At 40.7% G+C, this 20,010-nt stretch carries 20 protein-coding genes and 2 pseudogenes; 15 read left to right on the forward strand and 7 right to left on the reverse strand.

Features of this window, described 5'->3' with window-relative positions; translation table 11 throughout:
- Positions 1-148: 148 nt before the first annotated feature.
- Positions 149-1,042: pseudogene (locus QT327_RS21545) on the reverse strand (bestrophin family protein).
- Positions 1,043-1,680: 638 nt separating this feature from the next.
- On the opposite strand from QT327_RS21545, the gene QT327_RS21550 reads away from it, so the two are divergent.
- Positions 1,681-2,154 (forward strand): lipid-binding SYLF domain-containing protein, encoded by a 474-nt coding sequence (locus QT327_RS21550; RefSeq protein WP_289554008.1) that lies wholly within the window; start codon positions 1,681-1,683, stop codon positions 2,152-2,154.
- 141 nt (positions 2,155-2,295) lie between these two features.
- Here the strand turns inward: QT327_RS21550 and QT327_RS21555 are convergent, their stop codons facing one another.
- A complete protein-coding gene (locus QT327_RS21555; RefSeq protein WP_289554009.1) occupies positions 2,296-3,360 on the reverse strand; it encodes a 3-oxoacyl-ACP synthase III family protein in 1,065 nt (354 codons plus the stop codon).
- A gap of 315 nt (positions 3,361-3,675) precedes the next feature.
- On the opposite strand from QT327_RS21555, the gene QT327_RS21560 reads away from it, so the two are divergent.
- Positions 3,676-3,867: a cold-shock protein gene (locus tag QT327_RS21560; RefSeq protein WP_130856280.1), complete on the forward strand. Its 192-nt coding sequence runs from the start codon at positions 3,676-3,678 to the stop codon at positions 3,865-3,867.
- 396 nt (positions 3,868-4,263) lie between these two features.
- Here the strand turns inward: QT327_RS21560 and QT327_RS21565 are convergent, their stop codons facing one another.
- The 3 genes from QT327_RS21565 to QT327_RS21575 form a co-directional block, all read right to left on the reverse strand.
- A complete protein-coding gene (locus QT327_RS21565) occupies positions 4,264-5,010 on the reverse strand; it encodes an SDR family NAD(P)-dependent oxidoreductase (protein WP_289554010.1) in 747 nt (248 codons plus the stop codon).
- A gap of 255 nt (positions 5,011-5,265) precedes the next feature.
- Positions 5,266-5,850, reverse strand: a complete 585-nt coding sequence (locus QT327_RS21570; protein ID WP_289554011.1) for a Crp/Fnr family transcriptional regulator — start codon at positions 5,848-5,850, stop codon at positions 5,266-5,268.
- Between the two features lie 31 nt (positions 5,851-5,881).
- Entirely contained in the window at positions 5,882-6,475 is a 594-nt protein-coding gene (locus tag QT327_RS21575; protein ID WP_289554013.1) for an NADPH-dependent F420 reductase, read from the reverse strand.
- Positions 6,476-7,052: 577 nt separating this feature from the next.
- On the opposite strand from QT327_RS21575, the pseudogene QT327_RS21580 reads away from it, so the two are divergent.
- Positions 7,053-7,123, forward strand: a pseudogene (locus tag QT327_RS21580).
- Between the two features lie 192 nt (positions 7,124-7,315).
- A complete protein-coding gene (locus QT327_RS21585; protein WP_289554014.1) occupies positions 7,316-8,377 on the forward strand; it encodes a PAS domain-containing sensor histidine kinase in 1,062 nt (353 codons plus the stop codon).
- 87 nt (positions 8,378-8,464) lie between these two features.
- Here QT327_RS21585 and QT327_RS21590 read toward each other — a convergent pair whose 3' ends face one another.
- The gene (locus QT327_RS21590; RefSeq protein WP_289554015.1) at positions 8,465-8,650 is read right to left on the reverse strand and encodes a hypothetical protein; all 186 of its coding nucleotides are present in this window, start codon (positions 8,648-8,650) and stop codon (positions 8,465-8,467) included.
- A gap of 231 nt (positions 8,651-8,881) precedes the next feature.
- Here QT327_RS21590 and QT327_RS21595 point away from each other — a divergent pair, with 231 nt between their 5' ends.
- From QT327_RS21595 to QT327_RS21610, 4 genes are all read left to right on the forward strand, one after another.
- Entirely contained in the window at positions 8,882-9,529 is a 648-nt protein-coding gene (locus tag QT327_RS21595) for a carbonic anhydrase family protein (RefSeq protein ID WP_289554017.1), read from the forward strand.
- A 403-nt stretch (positions 9,530-9,932) separates the two neighbouring features.
- The gene (locus QT327_RS21600) at positions 9,933-10,127 is read left to right on the forward strand and encodes a hypothetical protein (protein ID WP_289554018.1); all 195 of its coding nucleotides are present in this window, start codon (positions 9,933-9,935) and stop codon (positions 10,125-10,127) included.
- Between the two features lie 53 nt (positions 10,128-10,180).
- Positions 10,181-10,672, forward strand: coding sequence for an RNA polymerase sigma factor (locus QT327_RS21605; RefSeq protein WP_289554019.1), 492 nt, complete (start codon positions 10,181-10,183; stop codon positions 10,670-10,672).
- Positions 10,662-11,255 (forward strand): hypothetical protein, encoded by a 594-nt coding sequence (locus QT327_RS21610; protein ID WP_289554020.1) that lies wholly within the window; start codon positions 10,662-10,664, stop codon positions 11,253-11,255. The genes QT327_RS21605 and QT327_RS21610 overlap by 11 nt, the downstream gene beginning before the upstream one ends.
- A gap of 4 nt (positions 11,256-11,259) precedes the next feature.
- Here the strand turns inward: QT327_RS21610 and QT327_RS21615 are convergent, their stop codons facing one another.
- Positions 11,260-13,650 carry an ABC transporter permease gene (locus QT327_RS21615; RefSeq protein WP_289554022.1) on the reverse strand — a complete coding sequence of 797 codons (2,391 nt, stop codon included), beginning with the start codon at positions 13,648-13,650 and terminating at the stop codon, positions 11,260-11,262.
- Positions 13,651-13,830: 180 nt separating this feature from the next.
- Between QT327_RS21615 and QT327_RS21620 the strand changes: the two genes are divergently transcribed.
- The 7 genes from QT327_RS21620 to QT327_RS21650 all read left to right on the forward strand — a co-directional run bounded on the left by QT327_RS21620 (position 13,831) and on the right by QT327_RS21650 (position 19,891).
- Positions 13,831-14,316, forward strand: coding sequence for an ATP-binding protein (locus QT327_RS21620; protein ID WP_289554023.1), 486 nt, complete (start codon positions 13,831-13,833; stop codon positions 14,314-14,316).
- A gap of 147 nt (positions 14,317-14,463) precedes the next feature.
- The gene (locus tag QT327_RS21625; RefSeq protein ID WP_289554024.1) at positions 14,464-14,970 is read left to right on the forward strand and encodes a hypothetical protein; all 507 of its coding nucleotides are present in this window, start codon (positions 14,464-14,466) and stop codon (positions 14,968-14,970) included.
- Between the two features lie 104 nt (positions 14,971-15,074).
- Entirely contained in the window at positions 15,075-15,527 is a 453-nt protein-coding gene (locus QT327_RS21630; protein WP_289554025.1) for a GNAT family N-acetyltransferase, read from the forward strand.
- 277 nt (positions 15,528-15,804) lie between these two features.
- Positions 15,805-16,323: a GNAT family N-acetyltransferase gene (locus tag QT327_RS21635; RefSeq protein WP_289554026.1), complete on the forward strand. Its 519-nt coding sequence runs from the start codon at positions 15,805-15,807 to the stop codon at positions 16,321-16,323.
- 265 nt (positions 16,324-16,588) lie between these two features.
- Positions 16,589-17,623, forward strand: a complete 1,035-nt coding sequence (locus QT327_RS21640) for a right-handed parallel beta-helix repeat-containing protein (protein ID WP_289554027.1) — start codon at positions 16,589-16,591, stop codon at positions 17,621-17,623.
- Positions 17,624-17,777: 154 nt separating this feature from the next.
- Positions 17,778-18,398, forward strand: a complete 621-nt coding sequence (locus tag QT327_RS21645; protein ID WP_289554028.1) for a helix-turn-helix domain-containing protein — start codon at positions 17,778-17,780, stop codon at positions 18,396-18,398.
- Positions 18,399-18,502: 104 nt separating this feature from the next.
- Complete coding sequence (locus QT327_RS21650; RefSeq protein WP_289554029.1) at positions 18,503-19,891, forward strand: serine hydrolase domain-containing protein; 1,389 nt, start codon at positions 18,503-18,505, stop codon at positions 19,889-19,891.
- Positions 19,892-20,010: the final 119 nt, after the last annotated feature.

Here is a 20,010-nt window from a genome sequence, read left to right on the forward strand (position 1 = left end):
CGAAGGATATCGAAGTGATTAAATATACTCATTTTTAATGAGATATACCCTGTCTTTTCGTGGCAAAATGAAATACATCGATCAGGTGCACTTGTTATTGAAGTGGAACTACTGGTTACGCTTAATACCACTCAGAAACTTCCGGTAATCACATGATAAAATAATCGTTTGTCTTTCTCTTCGTCTGCTTGGTGTCTTCGCCAAGCAGCTGCCGGATATTCATTTCGATTGTCTCGGCAATCGTTGTTACAGGTATATCACTCGGGAGGTTTCTGAATGGGTCTTGTAGATGGTAAGCGATTTTTTCTATACAAAAGAAGCCAGCAGAGATTAATAATAATAAAGGTATAACAAAAATATTATTAGTGTCTTTCAACGATATGGCCAATGTTATTACGAAAAGATAGATAATAAAATGTAAAGTTAACCGATAAGTGGAGGGAAAGATGGTACCATTAATTAGCTCGGCGCTTCCCATTGAGTCTGTAAGGCGAATAATCGTCTCTTGTAAGTGAATGTGTTCGAACAAATCAATTAATTTATTCGCGCGTAATTCCTTTATATCTTTAGCAGTTAGCTGTAATATCGCCAGCGGTCGATTATTCTGTTTTAAGATTTGAGCTTTGTCTGCTGAACTTATTAAATGATCTAAGTTCTCAATCGAATCAACACCTCGCAATGACTTGACAAACAATTGGCATCAGGCTATCTGCTGATAAGATATTCTTTTAATTACACGTGACTGATCGGTGCCCAAAAATGACTGCAATTGTATAATAAGGCTTCTTGAATCATTGGTGATCGCTCCCCATACTTTTCGGGCTTCCCACCACCTGTAATATGATTGATTCATCTTGAATGAAAGAAGTACAGAGATAGATGTTCCTAAAAAAGCGGGTATTGTAAGTGGCATTCCAGGAAGGAACTTCGTGAGTTCTAAGGCACTGATATGCGTAATTAGCGCTAACGCTAGTACTATTACCAATTCATATTTAATAATGCCTAGCAAGTATTTAAGAGGTACTTTCGATTCAAGTATCATCGTTGGTTATTTTTTATATTGATTCCATTTTAAAATTCACTTTTGTGTTGCCTGTTTTTTTATGTGTTTAAGACCTGTAAAGAAGCAACAACATCATCAGCGGAATGTTTCCTGCCACTGCAATTAAAACAGGTATAATAGACAATAAGTCTTTATATTCAGATAATTCCTTTGCCTAGATAATCTTAACTAAAAGAATAAAGGATTGTAGGTAAATGGAATTGAATTTTTCAGTATTTAAATTTTTAGATTACTAGGAGTTTTAACAAGCTATTGTTTGCTTTATCGGTTATTTATAGTATACATTAATAAGAGCAGCTGGCCATGAAAGCTTCCGATCCGTTGAAATCCATCCGCTTCAACAATCACCGGTAACGTTATAAGGAGTTGAGGGGCAGTATTGATAACTAACAGCAGATGCACTTTGTTTTCATTCAAAGTATAGGCTAAAGCGGATCAAATGGATAATGACGAAGAAACAGATCACCCATGGTTTTATTCACAGCCGCAAAGCAAGAAAGTGAAGAAGCGAAAAAAATTGAGAAATCGGCGGAAGTCTTGCAAGACTTTGCTAAAATGAAGAGAGTATACCCTCCGATCTATTAAACCAATCGGAAGGTATAGTGATAATTCCGAATATGATCAACGCTGGGTTTGGAATAGGAGGTAAACGGGGCAAAGGGCTTGCAATGGTAAAACAAGCGAATGGCGAATGGAGCAATCCGGTTTTTATCACCATTACCGGAGGCAGCATTGGTTTTCAGGCGGGTGTTCAATCAGTAGATCTGGTTCTTCTTTTCAGGCATAAAGATGTTCTCACTAAGGCACAAAAGGGAAGTTTTACCACGGGAAGGGATGTCTCTGCTGCTGCCGGCCCTGTTGGGCGTAGCGGAAGTGCAAATACTGATTATAAACTGGAAGCCGAAATTTATTCATATTTACGTAGTAAAGGATTATTCGCTGGATTAAGTATCAACGGGTCTAATCTATCTTTTGATAAAAAAGCCCTTAGGACTTTCTATGGACGAAATGCTTCTACTGCGGAAGTATTTGCATCCTCAATTTCAGAATCAACTGGCGTTCAAACCTTGAGGAAGACGCTTGGATTTTAATAGAGTAGAAGTGGTCAACAATGAACTTTTTTTGGACAGTGCTTTATACCATTATTCAATGCCGCCGCCTTCTTATAGTAAAAAAGAAGTTGAATTACAAGAATAGCCCAGCATTCAAGAAATAACCAATGGCACCTTGTATTACCATTTATAGGTAATTGCGTTAATGTTCATTCCAGCGCCTACAGATGCCAGTATGATTACATCACCTCGTTGGAGTTGAAAAGAACCAAGGTCGCCTTTTAACACCTGGTGAAGCAGGGTAGGAATTGTTGCAACAGAGCTGTTGCCCATCAATGCAATATTCATCGGCAGAATGTTTTCCGGAAGTTTATTGATCTCATATAACGCATAAAACCTTTTAATGATGGCTTCGTCCATTTTTTCATTAGCCTGATGCAGAAACACCATCTTTAAATTTGAAATTCTCTCGCCGCTCCGATCAAAGCATTCTTTCATAGCCAGTGGTACATGCTTCAGTGCGTACTCATAAACCTTGCGTCCGTGCATTTTGATGAATCGAGGCTCTTTTTCCGTACCATTATTCGTTCCACCCGAAAATATATAATCTATTTCATCACATGTGTCAGACCGGACCAATGAATTAATGATCCCATTATCGTCCTCCCGATTCCTTTGCAAAATACAGGCACCTGCACCGTCTGAAAAAATCATGCTGTCGCGGTCTGTATAATCTAATACCCGTGATAGATTTTCTGTGCCAATAACAAGACAAGTGCTTGCGGCGCCGACGCGTATGGAAAGATCGGCTTGGATAAGAGCCTGTAGCCAGCCCGGGCAACCGAATATGATATCATAAGGCGTACAGCTTGTATTTCGTATGCCTAGTTTATGCTTTATCTTGGAAGCAACGGAAGGGACCATGTCTCGCGGCGCACCAAGGTACCTCATGTCTCCATAGTTGTGTGCAACAATAATTTGGTCTATAGATTCCGGATCAACTTCTGCTTTTATAATCGCCTCTTTCGCTGCTAGCGCTCCCATATCTGAAGCTGTAATGCCCTGAGGAGCATAACGCCGTTCTTCTATGCCGGTAATGGCCTTAAACCTAAGAATGACCATTTCGGTCGGCTGCTCGATAAGCGTGCCATCCGCGTCAAAAAATGTATTGCTTAAAAAGTACCCATTCGGAATTTTATCTGTGGGTATATAAGCTCCCGTAGAAATTATTTTAGATCGAATCATTAAGTTTTACTTTGAATTTGAAGATATATTAACTAAATCGGACAAACGAATATCAATTCTTCAGCCAAAAACGACCGACCACCGCCGGAAACTGCATCCTACTCCCGTTGAGGACATCGAGTTTCATTTTTATATTCGTGCTTTCCATACCAAAGCAGTAGCATGCAGGCATGCAAATATCGATGGCCTTTAAGGCAGTAATGCATCATATGTCTGTTATAAGTGTCATATAGAAAACACTTTATTTCATATAAAGTTGTATAGCAATAATTTATATGTATCTTCATAGCAATTATTTATTTTAATTTATTTTAAATGCAAGAAGGCGTAGTAAAATTTTTTAACGAAACCAAAGGTTTCGGTTTCATCACCCCTACAGACGGTGGACGTGAAATTTTTGTTCATTCATCGGGTCTTAAAGACCGCATACGGGAGAATGATGATGTATCTTTTGATGTAGAACAAGGCCAGAAAGGTCTTAATGCAGTAAATGTTAAATTGATCTAATTAATTTTCGCATATATTGTGAAAGCCGTCTCGGATTTTTCGGGACGGCTTTTTTATGTGTCGTTAAATCGTTACTCTATGTAATTTAGATGTTTATATCCCACAGAACCTGTAACCACATTGCTTGCAGCAAGCTTAGACTTACAGTATATTTGATGTAAATATATATCAGAAATTCAGCGTAAATACGCTCCTTGCTAAAGTAATACCGCGCATTAGGATAGGTACTTCAGATAATCCAGTTGGAACAAGATGGTGCACCATGGCATCGCGCGTAGTTCATCTCAGCTACTTCTACATTACGAGGGTTGTTCTTGCAATTTAAGCTAAACTAACCCAGATCTCCTTATAGCTACAGCTATAATATGCTCCTTCATATAGTAAATCGACTTCTGACTAAGCATTTTGTCCGCCATCTACCGTCAAAGTGGAGCCGGTTACGTATGAAGCGTCGGGGCTTGCAAGAAATGAAACAGCAGCAGCGATTTCTTCGGCCTTTCCATATCTTCCAAGTGCCAAACCCTCTTTAACCTTGTCGGAAAACTCAGTTCCATCCGGATTCATATCGGTGTCGATTGGGCCGGGCTGAATTGTGTTTACGGTAATACCCTTTCTGCCTAAGTCCCATGCCCAACCACGGGTATAAGCCGCTATGGCTGCCTTTGAGGCGGCATAGTCAGCGAATCCTGCATTGGCAAGGCGATCGGCAAAAGTTGAGCCGATTGAAATAATCCTTCCTCCATTACCGATATATTTTGTGGCGGCCCGCACAATTGCCGCTACGCCTGATAGGTTCACCGCAAATAATCTATCAACATGAGAAAGATCGTCACCGGCTTCGTCCACTATACTGAATGCAGTAACGCCGGCACTGTTAACGAGTATGTCCAATCTGCCGTACTGTTTGATAGTCTCTTCTACCACTTTTTTGGCCGATTTTATATCGCCGCTGTCGGCTTTAATGGCAATGGCTTCGCCTCCGGCATTTTCGACTTCTTTAATAAGTTCCCTAGCTTTATCTGCTCCATTTAAGTATGTAAAGGCGACTTGATTGCCGTCGGCTGCCAATCTTTTTACTATTGCGGCGCCAATGCCCCTGCTACCACCGGTTACCAGGGCAACTCTTTTTGTTGTTGTTTTCATATTCCTTGTATTTTATTGTTTTCGATAAAACAAAATTACGTTGGCAGGGTAGCGATATCCAACGTCATTTAACGGCATTTACTCTTGACAAAAGTCAAGAAATTACAGTGACTATTTTCTCAGCGAACAGATAAAAATTAAGTTATGCTTTTCAATACTATCGCAGTTATTGGATTGCCTCGAAGAGTATCCTAATATGGCTGATCTCGTCAAACCATAATACGGGTTAAAGCAGCGAAATGGCGATGCAGCGCATTACTTGTTTTTTCTGGCATTTTGAGACCTGATCCTGGATAAGGTTTCAGGTGAGATGCCCAAATAAGAGGCAATCATGTGCAGTGGTACACGAGCGGTTATATCGGGGTATTTTTCCGTAAAGTTGAGATACTTTTCTTCGCTGGTGTAAGTGATGTTAGCGTGTATCCTTTCCTGACTGGCGATATAAGTTCTGTTGAGCAGGTCATTCACCAATTGATTGAATGCGGGAATCTCCTTACAAAGGTTGTCGAAGTTTTCCTTGGTAATCATGATAACGACCGATTCTTCCAACGCGTCGATAAAACAGCGGGACGGGTTACCGGAGAGTAAACTTTCCCGATCACCTGCCCACCAATTCTCAACACAGAATTTTAATATATGCTCGTTTCCCGCCTCATCCAGACGATAGATTCGTAGACAACCTTTGGAGACAAAAGCATAGTGTTTCCATATATCTCCTTCCTGCAAAAGATACTGTCTACGGCGAAGTTTTTTTATGATGCTGACAGAAGAAATTCTTGTCAGTTCCGGATCGGATAGTGTAATCTTATCGGTTAGATATTTTCTGAAAACATCAAACATGCAGGTAAATCAATTAAGATTACCGGTAAAGCTACGCAATTTTTATTAGATTAAGCGTAGGTAGCGGACCGCCTGGAAATTGCTGTAATTTACCGCCTTCATCCAGTCTGCCCAGGCCAACCCCGGCAAATCCTATTTTCTCAATGATACCGGACACGGTTTCCTTGGCAGATTCACTGTTTCCTGAATAAAAGATTACCCGGTTGCCACCTTTTTCATGTGGATCAGCCGCCGGTACAGCTGGCGTAAGTGTATTGAAGGCTTTCACTACCGTTGCGCCATTTGCCCAGGACGCTACCATTTCGCTAGAGGTTTTGCCGCCCAAATCTGCCAGCCTGAAACCGGGCAGGATTGGATTGGTAGGATCGATGAGCACCTGACCGTTCCATTTAATGCCACTGAGAACCGATTGCAAGTGCTGCCACTGAAGACCTACAAAAACTACATCCGTAGCAACGACTTCGTCCACTGTTGCAGCTGTCGCATTATCTCCCAATGTTTTTACCACCTCTTTCAGCGATGCCGGGCCGCGACTGTTGCTGATCAATACGTCATACCCCGCTTTTGTTACTTGTTTAGCGAACGCCATTCCTATTGCGCCTGCGCCGAGAATTCCAATTTTCATTTTAAATAATTTAAGTGATCAAAATAATTGAGCAAATATCACGATCAGGTGTGTCCTGTTTCAATGACTTATGAAGGAAATTTATCATGACAAATGTCAAGACGTTACAATTGTCCCAACATCAAAAAAGCGTTACGGCTGTTGATCCATTTACAAAGCTGTAAAAAACAAAACCCCTTTTGAATCAGGGGTTTTGCTATTACTAAAACAACTTGTAAAACTATAACTTTTAATGTATACAACTACTTTAACAACAGGGCAATCATGTTAATGTTTGTAAATCTTCAATAAATGTTTGGTAAAGTGCTTTCTTCAAACTGTTTTTTTCAAGCTCGATAAGTCTTTGGTACTTCTTGATCAGTAAGGATAATTGATGTTTATTCATTTGGATGTGTTTGGATGCCACGAAGCTAATGCCTTAAGATGAAAAATGCATAACCTTTCTGTAAATTTTTTAGATACATTCTAAATAATATTCAATACCCTTTGGAATAAGCAACGCTATTTGTGCAAATTTCGGGCAGGAATTGGGTAGTGCAAACTAGCCGAACATTCTTAGATTTGCTTCCACAAAACAGGTCGGATGGCTGAGTGGTTAGGCAGAGCTCCGCAAGAGATCTCACAGTGGTTCGAATCCACTTCCGACCTCAGCAGCACATAGATGTAGTTTTTATTTGTAAAAATAGCATCTCGACACAAACTTTTTCTCTTGATCAACGTTTGATAACATTAGTTAGAGTTGTCGGCTGTTCTTACGCATAACAACACGACGGACGCTGAAACGGTTTAAAACTACTTATTGGTCTGTAGATTAATAGCAGTAAAAAATTATTTTCTTTTATGACTATACTGCGGCCCATCACCTCGTTAACTGAAAGTTCTAAGTTGCTCTTCTTCTCGTATGATTGCAAAACAAACAGGTTTACTTATGTTAATCCTGCTTTCGAATCTTTTTTTGGACGATCGAGCGACAACTTAGATCTTGCTTTTCTGTTTGAAAAAGTTCATTACGAAGATAGGCAATATGTAAAAGAGAAATTGCTCGATTGCTTAAACGGTCAGGTAGTTCACAGTCTGGAATGTCGAATTGTTTTGAATGAAAAAAAATATTGGTTCCGAATTGAACCGCATTTAGTACGTGATGACGACAATCAACTGCTGGTAGGACACGCAGAAGACATCAGCCTTTATAAAGAACATGATGAAAACCTAAATAGACACAACGATAAAAAAAATGCTATTTTGGGTATCATGTCGCATGATCTCGCCGGTCCCATTGGACTTATAACAAACATCACGGTGCTTTTGAATCGGGAAGTAGATCCCGATAATGTTAAAGTCAAAAAATTTCTATCCATAATTGACAGGGCAAGTAGGGAATGCTTACATCTGATACGCGATTTTTTGGATACGGAATTTTTGGAGACCGCGGAAATCAGATTACTGAAAAGGAGGGCAGACGTGGTGCAGTTAGTTCAGCGTATGATAGAGGAGTATGCCGGAATGCAAGTGGAGTTGAATCGGTCAATATCCTTTGAGTGCAATAGGAAAACCATTTACGCAGACATTGATGAAGCGAAGCTGCCACAGGTAATAAATAATCTCATTTCCAATGCGCTTAAATTTACGAGGGCGGACGACCGCATTACAATCTCACTTGACGAAAGCGATACAACTATTTACATAACCATTGCCGATACCGGAATTGGCATCCCGAAAGAATATCATGCGACTTTATTTGATAAATTCAGCCCCGCAAGGCGTAGAGGCCTTGGTGGTGAGAGCTCCACAGGCTTGGGCATGCATATCATTAAAACGATTATCGAATGGCATGGAGGTACTATAACCTTCGAAAGTGAAGAAGGCCAAGGCACTACTTTTTATATACAGTTGCCGAAATAGGTGCTGGCAATGAGCTGCATAAGAGATCTCAGCGTAGTTTGAATCCGAAATTACTTCACCTAATACACTACTTTCAGTTTGGCTGTTCTAGTTTTTTTGTACTTTCTTTTCTCTTAAGACTTCACTTTTTCCGGTGGTATCTCCATCAGAGTCCGGATCAAATTGCGGTTCGTCCTTATCGATCTGCTTGGCTTTTTCTTTTTCAAACTTTTCCTTCTGCCGCGGAGTAGCCGCCGGTTCGGTAGCTACTTCTTTTTTCTTATCCGATTTCATATACCTATTAATAATATAAAATAAATGTCGTATTGAAGTACACTTGCGACGATGGTGATGTACACGGCTGAGCTTGATACGTTCCGGACATGTTTCGTTTCGATCGCTGTTCTGCCATATAGGTTGGAACAATGCGGATAGGTTTTTGTTTCACATTGAAGTGCGACGTGTCCTTTTTACTTTTCAACCTTTTTCATAGATTGCACAACATAAGACATCTAAAACATCAAAATGAGAACGCTAACAAAAGAAGATCAACAGGCAATAACACCTCAAAAGGCCTTAAACCTATTGGAAGAGGGCAACAAACGGTTTGTTAATAATTTAAAAATCAATCGAAACCTTTTGCAACAAGCAAATGAGACCTCAGACGGCCAACATCCCTTCGCTGTAATTCTAAGTTGTATCGATAGTCGCACATCAGCCGAATTGATTTTCGACCAAGGCTTAGGCGATGTTTTCAGTATCCGGGTTGCCGGTAATGTTGTTAACGAAGACGTTTTAGGAAGCATGGAATTTGGGTGCAAAGTGGCGGGTGCAAAAATAATTGTCGTGTTAGGCCATACCAAATGCGGTGCAATTAAAGGCGCATGCGATCATGTGGAAATGGGAAACCTAACCGCTTTACTCTCGAAAATTAGACCCGCTGTTGATGAAGAATTGACCATAAAAGAGAACCGTAGTTCTAAAAACAGCGAATTTGTTGAAAGGGTCTCTGCTATAAATGTTAATCGTTCGGTCAAATCGATAATAGAGCGTAGCCCAATTCTCAAAGAAATGATAGAAAGCGGCGAAATCGGAATAGTCGGCGGCATTCACGATATCACAACAGGCGTAGTTACCTTTTACCCGGATACCTCAATCTTCGGTAAAAATTGATCACGGTCCGGTTTTACCAACCAGAGGAGATGATATGGTAGCCGGCCATTTGATCATTAACACCTATAAGAAAAGTAAAGGCTCTCGATCCCTGATCGAGAGCTTTTTCATTTAAGTTTCGGCTGTAGAAAAGAGGCTATGTAGGCACCTACACGCTGGATGGCGGTTATGGTATGTTGCAAATATACCTAGCGGATGGCAAATTGTACTCCGCCTACCAGCAAGAGCTATTACCTAACATACCGCTACAATTTTCTGACGATAATTCGCTTATGACCAAGAAAAGAATGGCTACGATATCAGGTATCAATTCGCTCTTAATAAAAGAGTAAAGCTAAAAATTTCTGACGCAACCTGTAAGGTTTCCCCCATAAAATGCAACTAACCTCCAAAAATTATTAATATGAGAGCACTAGCCATGATTTTTCTTTTCGCAATAAGCGCATGTGGTCGCGAATCTTCTCCGGAAGGCAGGTCGATTATTCGAGACAAACAGATCGTCGAACAGCTTGACTCATTGAAACGGCAGAACCACGTACTTCTTGATAGCCTTGGTGCCCTTAATAAAAGAATAGAAAAGCTAGAAAGGATAAGGTGAAAAGGAAACAGTCGCAAAAGTATTGATATCTTAGCAGAACGCATGCCCATAGTATGAATGAAGACCAATTTTTACAACTTGTTTCAGTCCACCAGGGAATCATTCATAAGGTCTGTCGATTATACCGGGACACGCCGCCTGATCGAGAAGATCTATTTCAGGAAATCGTTTTTCAGCTATGGCGTTCTATTGATGATTTCAGGGGGCAGTCAAAAATCAGCACATTTATCTATCGTATTGCTCTTAATACCGCTATTGCAACATTCAGGACTGATCGAAAAAACGTGATAAGCTATGTGGATCAAGTGCCGGAAATGTCGCCCCAAAACGAGGATGGAGCTTTAGCCGATCGTAAGGACCGCTTGATGGCTGCAATTAAACTGTTGGCAGAAGGAGATCGTGCCATTATAGCTTTAGTCCTCGATGAGTATAGTTATAGAGAGATCGCAGAGATCATAGGCATTACCGAGAACAATGTTTCCGTGAGGGTTTCCCGGATAAAAGATAAAATCAGAACACTATTAACTGGCAATCATGAGAATTGAAGAAATGAAAAGCCTTTGGGCAGCACAGTCCATCGAAGTAAAGCAGAAAGAAGCACTGGCAGAAATGCTTACAGAAAAATCTCATCCAATCCTTAAAGGAATCAGAAAGCAGCTGTTACTGGAAATCGGCTCGTGGCTAATTATCTTATGTGTATACTACAATATGTTTGACGGTGAAAAGCGACCTTTGGCAGCTAATCTGGTATTTATAATCTGTGTGTTCCAAGCAATAGCCTTTAATTTTACCGGCTATTTGGCCGCAAGAAATCTTGTATACGGTGATAGTATAATAACTTCAATAACCGTATATCTAAAGAAGCTCAAGCGATTTAAATGGGGCTCCTTATGCTCAAGAATAATCTTCACGGGTGGCATGCTGTTTTTTTTCTTTTATGGATTGGATGTGGCTATTTTTAGGATATTATCTATTGCTTTTATCGGCCTTGTATTTATAGGTCAACTCTGGTTACTTCAAAGACAGTGGTCTCAAAGAATTAAAAAGCTCGCGGAGTTAAAGTTCGAACTGATAAATACCAACAAAAAAACTAAATCGGCGAGCACCCTCGGAAAAGGGATAGACTAAACAATTATTCATTTCTCAGGCTTTTTGCCGGATCAGCCATGGCGGCTTTCATCGATTGAAAACTAATAGTGATCATTGCTATGAGGAATGCCACGATACCCGCTACTAAAAACATCCACCAGCCAATATGAATACGGTATGAATAGCTTTGCAGCCAATTGTGCATGATCCACCCGGCACAGGGAAAAGCAATTAGGCAGGCGATACCAACAAGTTTTAAAAAGCCTATAGATAGGAGGGATACGATGCCCGTGATACTTGCACCCAGCACCTTTCTGATGCCGATTTCCTTGGTTTTTCTTTCGGCGATATAAGCAGAAAGCCCAAATAGACCAAGACAGGAAATCAAGATGGCAAGCACGGCGAATACGGTAGAAACTTGACCGGTGAGCGCTTCGTTTTTAAATAGTTGATCGAACTGGTCATCTACAAACCTGATGTCTAACGGATAATTGGGATTATTCTTCTTCATAACGGTTTCTATCGTTGAAACCGCTTGTCCGATATTGGCCCCGTTCTTTATCCGTGCATAAATAAAACTTTGAAATTCAGGTTCCTTGCAGAAAAGAATCATGGGGTCTGCCTGTCCATAAATATTGCCATATACGAAGTTGCTTACAACTCCTATTACGGTCATGTCAGTAAAAATTCCATCCGGATTACCGCGGGGCGATTGTATAATTTTTCCAACAACAGACCCTTCGCCTATCAGGTCTGCCATGGATTTATTAATAATAACGTTCGCTCTTTCAGCCAACGTGTTTCCGCCAAAATCTCTCCCCTCCAAAATTTTCATACCGGAGGTAGAAATAAATTCAGGACTTACATGCCGTTGCGCTACCGGTATTTTCTGATCCTCCGGCTTGTTCGCCCACCTGAATCTGTCGTCGGTATCACCTCCATAAAGCGTTACATGACCAGCAAGGGCTGCATTTTCTATCAGGCCCGTATGCAAAAAATCCTGCTTTATAATAGGAAATATAGCAGAAACGTTATGCTGCGGATTGATTTCAATGAGATTGCTTTTGTTGAAGCCCAGGGGTCGGTTCTTCACATGCTGTATCTGCGCATACACCACAATTGTACTGATTGTAAAAATGATAGAAATAGCAAATTGGGTGACCACCAGCCCTTTCCTTACAAGAGCGGCACCATGCGTTTTAATTTTAGCCCCCTTTAAAACTGCAAGCGGATCGAAGGACGATAGATAAATGGATGGGTAACTTCCCGCTAACAATCCGCAAATACCTGTAACTGTGATAAGGAAAATAAGATGATTAGGATTGAGGATATTCAGCACAAGATTCTTTTGCATAATTGTATTGAATGCTGGCAGTGAAATATACATGAAGAGCACTGAAAAAATTGCAGCAATAGCAGCCATCATAAAAGCCTCGCCAATGAATTGTGCCAGCAGTCGCTTCTTTCCCGATCCTAAAACTTTGCGCACGCCGACTTCCTTTGCTCTTTTTTCACTTTGTGCGGTCGCAAGATTCATAAAATTAATACAGGCAATTAGCAATATGATCCACGCAATCATTGAAAGCATGCGGACTTGCGCAATACGACCGCCACCAGTGGGCTTTCCATTGGCAAATGCATCGTATAACCGCCACTTTTCCATAGGAAAGAGAAAAACCTCGCTTTTTTCAGCAGGTGCTTTTTGTTTAATGTAATGCCTTAGTTGATTGTTGACCGCTGCAAAGTCTGCATTTTTATCCAGTTCAACGTAAGTGAAGGGCCCATAACTGTCCCATTCATCGATATTTTCTGACCGATTTTCCATGGTGATGTCATAGGGAGCCAGCCATTCAAACTGAAGTGATGAGTTTTCGGGCATATCTTCTACGACACCTGTGATAACATAGTTCTGTTTATTATCTATCCGTATAGTTCTACCAATGGCATTTTCTTCGGTGCCAAAGAATTTCTTTGCCGTATGCTTTGTGATCACAAGTGAATATAATTGTGGGAATGGATTGGATGCATTTCCCTGCAAAAAGGTAAATGTAAACATACTGAACAAAGATGCATCTGTATAACGACCTGTTGCATATACGGATGTGTTATCGAAACTGAAAAGCAGTTTTTGGTCTCCGTCTGAGTATCTTGCTGTATTGGCTATACCTGGGATGTCAGCCTTTATAGCTGCAGCTAGGGGGCGTGGTGTAGACTCCATCGTAAAGACACTTTCATTAAAAGGTGCATTCACTTTCAGCTGATAGAGTTCGTTTTTTTTACTATTAAAATGGTCAAATGTCAGTTCACTTTCACCCCATAGAAAAATTAAGCCCGCACAGGTAATGCCAAGGGCTAAGCCAAAGATATTGAGAAAGCTGTAGGCTCTGTTCTTCCAAAGATTGCGCCAAGCGCTTTTGATATAACTTTTAAACATAAAATGGTTAAAATGGTTTCTATTCTACAAGACGCAGCGATTCAATAGATGTTGCATTTTACCGGAAATTGATAGCGGTATAAGCGAACCGGATCCGCCAATTCTTGCGATATTTGTATCTTTAATCTACAGTGTACCGAATTTCTGAAGGCAAACTTATCATGCTATCATATGCTATCAATGACCTCATCGGCAAAGCGTATTTATTTAACGGGAATGTCCGGAACCGGTAAATCTTCGATAATAACCAATTTACAAAATCACGGTTACCACGCATTTGATACCGATTACAATAATTGGAAAGTATTTTCTGAATCCGATAGAGAGTGGATATTAAACGAAGAAAAGATGTATGATTTTTTGGAGTCAACAAAAGAGGACGCTCTTTTTATTTCCGGATGCTGTAGCAATCAATCCAAATTCTATGAACTTTTTGATTACATTATTTTACTATCTGCTTCAATTGAAACTATACTTAAAAGAGTTTCCGAGCGGCAATCGAATGCTTACGGGCGGACCGTAGCAGAACGGAACGAGATTATCCGGAACTTTAAAAATATTCAACCACTATTGAAAGAGACAGCGGACATTGAGTACGACACAGAAAAGTTAACGATCGAACAGATCACCAATAACTTAACGAGTCTTCTGCGCCACTGCAAATGATAGCTATTATGTCAATAGGGGGAATAAATGGTATTCATGTATCAATTCAAGGGATTATTCTAACGGTTTTATTTTTACGTTCATGTAGCGAATCAACTATAAAAAGTGTTTTCTTCTAAGAAATTGCTAACGATTAAGACCATAAATATGAAAAATCAACCGCTACTTAGATCATCAGTGCTCATGCTCGCTTTATTTTCAGTATTTTTTTTCAGCTGCGGAAAGGCGAACAACGAAACGCATATTGAAGAGCCATATAAACTGGAAACCAACCTCTTCGTGGGGAACCAGCTGTTCATCAACACGATGAAGGCTCGAAATTCGGAAAACGTTTTCGAAATTTTGCAGGTAGTCCGGAAGAATGATATGTTGGATGTCACAGTAAAAGGCGGGGGTGCCGCAGCGTCATTTCAGTTCATTTGGGATGGTCTCGTACAAGAGTCATATCCAATGGGAGTGCGGTTGATAATGCTATACGATAATACGAATAAAGATTTCGACCGAAATAAGGAAATATCCGTATCTGTGAACCTCCAAAAAATAGTTGGTGAACGAAATAATGTGAATGACTATCACTTCCATGTGATTAATGGATCAAAAAAACAGACAGTAATATTGAATCCGGACGGCAGCACGTCCAAAGAAGATAAATGATCAGTTTAGTTGGCATTATATCAGTTATGTAGATTTTGAAGAGCACTGTACAACCCGGTGTTGCTGCATTAATTCGATATTTACGTTACTAAAAATAAAAGAAGATGAATGATTTGCATATCAAGAAGTTGTCAGTCAACGACGTATCCTGTTTCGAAAATCTTATTATCATGTTTGAAGAAGTTTTCGAAATGAAAAAATTTTCTATGCCAAAAAGTGAATACCTCGGTGAGTTGCTGGGGAAGGAGAGCTTCCATGTCTTTGTAGCTCTGAAAGAGGATTCCGTAATAGGAGGGTTAACCGCTTACACCTTGAATCAATACTATTCAGAGAAACCGTTGGCTTACATTTTTGATTTAGCAGTCGCCGGCCTATGGCAACGGCAAGGCATAGGAAATGCCCTGATTATGCACACAAAATCTTACTTCCGGCAGAATGGTTATTCGGAGGTCTTTGTACAAGCCGATAGAGTAGACGATTATGCTGTCGATTTTTATAGGAAAACAAACCCTACAGAAGAAGAAGACGTGCTGCATTTTTACTATACATTGGATTAAAGGTCCAAATTGCCATGTCTTCCAATATCTGATTGACTGTCTGTTAGGGCATTTGCCGCAACTTTAAAGAAAGTTACCAATTTATTGGTTTTATTATCCCACATGCCCAATAAAATGTGCTATTGATTTGCGATGATTCCGGTTACCACGTAGAATATCGGATTCATACTTTGATAAAATTTCTGAAACAAAATAGCCTCGAAGATTATCAATTCATATTTGTCGTTATTCTGGATTACAAGAAGTCAATACTTGTAGTACCTTTACATCGGGGACTATGAAAACAACTAGACAAGAGGAACATCCGAAACTCCAAAATGAGCATGTATTGTTAGTACCTCTGCAGCTTGCAGACGCAGACAGCTATTTCAACTTATATTTAGCATTGGACGCTCTTAATATATATGAAGAAGCTGCTATCCTTCCAAAGGAAACGAAATGTGATTTTACCGGCAGAATCGCTTCCCTTTGCACCTACATTTGGACGATTCGATTAGCCGGCGACCCTGACCGCATAATTGGTGACTGTGCATTGCACCATTGGAATAAAACGAAGCATGAAATAGAAATCGGAGGTGCTTTATTTCCAGTCTACTGGGGGCGAGGGATCATGTCGCATGCTTTTCAACTGGTAATGAAATTTGCAGCGATGACCCTTGAAATAAAAACCATTGTTGGATCCACTCAGACCAACAATGTAAATGCACAACGAATGGCTCATAAACTGGGGTTTAATATTGCATATGCGGACGGCAAGAATACAGTATTGAAATTGAATGTTTCCAAGAGCATTTGATGGGCTTTACTGATGGCCGCCCGACTTATCATGTAGTTCGATGTCGCCATTAGCAAGGTGCAGTTCCGTATCTGTTGGTAAAGATGATGATTCTATTAGACAAATAGATACATCCAAATACATGAATCTTATTCCGGCATCAGATCATTTAGCTATCTATATCCATAATAAAGTTGAGCGGATTTGCATGAGATTGAACAGCTTTGAACCTTTAAAATCCACTAAATCTACCCATGTTTGCGCCAGTGTTTCTCAATGATCATTTATGAATAAATTATTCATCGGCCTATTTTTCGTCTCCCTGTTTCCTTTAATGAATATGCAGGCCCAAACCTTATTTGTTGATCCTGTAAAGGGAAAGGATACCGGTACGGGGACTGAGCATGATCCGTTAGCAAGTCTTGGCAGAGCGGTTACCATGGCTAATACTTTTACAGGTAAAGATCCCATAAAAATTAAACTGTATCCGGGGCTCTATATGCTCACCGATCAGCTGGAGCTGAAACCACCTGCAGGAAACGGATATGCTACAGATTATACCATTGAGGCCGTAATTCTGCCAGATGATAGGGGTTGGATGCCTTCGGCCATGCCGGTTATTCAATCTATTTCTCCGAATAATAAGAACTGGGCAAATTTTGACCATTGTACCGGCCTGCAGGTGGAACGAAACAATACCCGTTTCAGGGGACTTAAGTTTGTAGGCAATACCAATCCTGCCGTGGTTTACTATTATGCCATTGAGCGCCACTTCCCGGAATTGAAAGGAATGGAGATCTCCCAATGCATTTTTGCAGGGAGTAGAAATACAGCACCGATCCAAGGCGCCGTATTTGCTCAGGGAAATGACATTAAGGTTGATCACTGCATATTTTACGAGTGTAAGAATGCCCTTCTCCTGTTCCTTTCAGTAAATGGTTTTTCCCTAACCAATTCCATCATCTACGGTTCTTATGAAGGTGCTATATGGTTCGGTAAGTATTCTGATTTTGATTTTTGCAACAACATTATAGCAAACAACAAAGCTTTTTGGATAGGTATGAAAGATTACACACCGCATTATACCTTCGCCAACTCTCTTATTACCGATAATGAGATTTTTATGGGTCTGAATAATAATGGCACTATCGAGCTGGACAGTAGGAGCAAACCCGAAACAAAAAATGTCCAACGGTCTGGAAAGGTTGTATTAAATGTAGCGAGTTCGGATACTATTCCCGCAAATTATCTCCACCCATCAGCAGTTTCAGCCGGTAAGAATATCCCCGCAGGAATTTTCCGTACTAATAAGCGGGACTGACCGGGCGATCGCTTATATATCATTTCATTTAATTTTATCGAATCGTTGCATTGAGGACAATAGCAATAAAAAAAATGACCTGTATAAGTAGGAGCGTTATATATTTTGTCTCGATATAAAAAATAGTTAAATTTGGTATAACCCACTTTTAACGGTGAAAAAGACATTAAAGCAATTCAGGACACAGCATCACCTGTCGCAACAGCAGCTAGCAGAAAAGTCTGCCGTATCATTGAGAACCATCCAACGTATAGAAAGTGGCGTATCTACAGGAAGCCCCTATGTAATCAGGCAACTATGTGATGCGCTGCACATTGCTCCGGACGAATTAATGCTTACCAATGGAGCATCAATTTTGAACCAGCAAGATATCACCTTGCCCGTAAAGGAGGAATCAAACGCGGTATATGATAACAATATTAAATATATCAACTTTAGCGCTTTGATTGCGCTTTGTTTCCCGTTTATGAATCTTATAATACCAGTGGTACTTCGTTATATCTTTCGGAAGTCGTTAACGGACAAACACAATAAAGCTGCCGCAAATAAGATACTCAGTTTACATATTTGGTGGTCGGTCGTCACCTTGATTGCGCTAATTGCCACTCCAGTAGCAGATCTTTATTTATTTAAAATTGGTGAAGTATTAGAAATCCCACTTTTCATTTGGTGCTACCTAATATTCCTTATTGCCCTCGTGTTGATCATACTGAAAACCGCTAACGACATCAACAGGGAAAAGGAACTGCTCATTTTCGTTCCGAATATCGTTTAAAGACCTTATTGACGGCATTGGCGCGTATTTGTCGCTAAAATGACGGCCTTTCTGCGTAGCACCCATTACTTCTATGGCCTACCTTTGCCCAAAACCAATGTCATATGAACATAAGTAAACTGATTTATTCAAATCTAAATATGTATGCCAGCGCAATTTGCCTGACCGTTTTATATAGTAATGCTACCGCCCGGCAATCGCTGAGTGACTCCACCATTGCGCAATTGGAGCTAGCTGTTGTAGGCTTTCAGGAACGATACCACTCGCCTAGTATAGCCGTAGCTATTGTACATGAGGACCGCATTATTTTCAGTGGTGCACGGGGGTACACCGATATCGAGAAGAAGACACCTGCTACGATAGATTCCAAGTACCAGATTCAGTCTGTTACCAAGGCATTTACAGCCACTATGTTCATGCAACTAACTGAACGAGGTATCATAAATTTCATGGATCCTGTAAGCAAAGAAGTCCCTGAGTTCGTCGGCAACGCTACTTACTTTGAATTGGCTACACATAACTCGGGCCTTCCAAGAAACTCTCCTGCCGATATCCAATTTGCAAAGCAGGTGGATAGGTGGCTGATGCAGAAAAAAGATGAAGGTCCGCTTCGATCAGCGGATAAAGCAGATTTTATCAAATCGCTGGCTTTCGTAACCGGACAATATCCAAGCTATGATTTTCTTCGGCAGGATACCCGGCACTATTCCAATCTCGGGTACGGTCTGCTCGGCCTCGCTTTGGAACGAGCAGCGGGCAAAGATTATGAGGCCTATATTCTTTCCAATATTTGCCAACCTCTCGGCTTAAACAATACCGGTTTCGGAACAGTAGGGGATTCAATTGCTAGGGGTTATTATTACCAAAGTGATTCAGCAGGCTTCATTCGGAGCCCGGATTTCTATCCCGGGTCGATGGTGCCTGCTGGAGGAATGTATTCCACCGCACGTGACATGGCCAGGTTTATCAGTGCGCAGTTTGATGAGAACAATCAGGTAATTTCTGCTAAAGGACGGCAAATGATGCAACAGTTGGGGATCGGTTGGCTGCGAAATCACCCCTACATTCAACAAGAGGGTTTCATGCTCGGGGCCCGTGCCGAAATCGTTTTCCACCCAGCATTAAAAATCGGTTGGGTGATACTAGCCAATACCACTGATTTCCCCTTCCAGCGTATCAATCAATATATTGCCGACTTGATCGTGCCCCCTTACCAGCAAAAACCGATTTACGATCTGCAGAAATATGTTGGTACTTATAAGCTGGATGGTGGTTATGGTATGCTGCAAATTTACCTGTCAGATGGGAAATTGTATTCCACTTACCTGCAAGAGCTATTGCCCAATGTACCGCTACAATTTTCGGGCGATTATTCGCTTACGGCCAAAGGGAAGGACGGCCACGATATCAGGTATGAATTCATTCCCGGTACTGAAAATAATATCAAAGCACTTGCACTCAACCAGTTACTGTGGAAAAAGCAAGAGAATTAGTTTGTTTGGACGCCATATACCGATAAATTATTTTATGAAAAGCAACTCGCCGCCCACCCGGAAATAAGTACACAAAATGCTAATCATAGCAGTTGCAAGACCGATTAGATTATGTCCGG

The organism is Olivibacter sp. 47 (assembly GCF_030372825.1).
In the GTDB taxonomy this organism is placed as follows: domain Bacteria; phylum Bacteroidota; class Bacteroidia; order Sphingobacteriales; family Sphingobacteriaceae; genus Olivibacter; species Olivibacter oleidegradans.

Coding starts and splice junctions, on each gene's coding strand:
- QT327_RS21635 (WP_289554026.1), top strand. CDS start 15,805: ATGAAAACAACTAGACAAGAGGAACATCCGAAACTCCAAAATGAGCAT.
- QT327_RS21610 (WP_289554020.1), top strand. CDS start 10,662: ATGAGAATTGAAGAAATGAAAAGCCTTTGGGCAGCACAGTCCATCGAA.
- QT327_RS21590 (WP_289554015.1), bottom strand. CDS start 8,650: ATGAAATCGGATAAGAAAAAAGAAGTAGCTACCGAACCGGCGGCTACT.
- QT327_RS21595 (WP_289554017.1), top strand. CDS start 8,882: ATGAGAACGCTAACAAAAGAAGATCAACAGGCAATAACACCTCAAAAG.
- QT327_RS21630 (WP_289554025.1), top strand. CDS start 15,075: ATGAATGATTTGCATATCAAGAAGTTGTCAGTCAACGACGTATCCTGT.
- QT327_RS21625 (WP_289554024.1), top strand. CDS start 14,464: ATGAAAAATCAACCGCTACTTAGATCATCAGTGCTCATGCTCGCTTTA.
- QT327_RS21615 (WP_289554022.1), bottom strand. CDS start 13,650: ATGTTTAAAAGTTATATCAAAAGCGCTTGGCGCAATCTTTGGAAGAAC.
- QT327_RS21650 (WP_289554029.1), top strand. CDS start 18,503: ATGAACATAAGTAAACTGATTTATTCAAATCTAAATATGTATGCCAGC.
- QT327_RS21570 (WP_289554011.1), bottom strand. CDS start 5,850: ATGTTTGATGTTTTCAGAAAATATCTAACCGATAAGATTACACTATCC.
- QT327_RS21550 (WP_289554008.1), top strand. CDS start 1,681: ATGATCAACGCTGGGTTTGGAATAGGAGGTAAACGGGGCAAAGGGCTT.
- QT327_RS21600 (WP_289554018.1), top strand. CDS start 9,933: ATGAGAGCACTAGCCATGATTTTTCTTTTCGCAATAAGCGCATGTGGT.
- QT327_RS21565 (WP_289554010.1), bottom strand. CDS start 5,010: ATGAAAACAACAACAAAAAGAGTTGCCCTGGTAACCGGTGGTAGCAGG.
- QT327_RS21560 (WP_130856280.1), top strand. CDS start 3,676: ATGCAAGAAGGCGTAGTAAAATTTTTTAACGAAACCAAAGGTTTCGGT.
- QT327_RS21640 (WP_289554027.1), top strand. CDS start 16,589: ATGAATAAATTATTCATCGGCCTATTTTTCGTCTCCCTGTTTCCTTTA.
- QT327_RS21605 (WP_289554019.1), top strand. CDS start 10,181: ATGAATGAAGACCAATTTTTACAACTTGTTTCAGTCCACCAGGGAATC.
- QT327_RS21575 (WP_289554013.1), bottom strand. CDS start 6,475: ATGAAAATTGGAATTCTCGGCGCAGGCGCAATAGGAATGGCGTTCGCT.
- QT327_RS21585 (WP_289554014.1), top strand. CDS start 7,316: ATGACTATACTGCGGCCCATCACCTCGTTAACTGAAAGTTCTAAGTTG.
- QT327_RS21620 (WP_289554023.1), top strand. CDS start 13,831: ATGACCTCATCGGCAAAGCGTATTTATTTAACGGGAATGTCCGGAACC.
- QT327_RS21555 (WP_289554009.1), bottom strand. CDS start 3,360: ATGATTCGATCTAAAATAATTTCTACGGGAGCTTATATACCCACAGAT.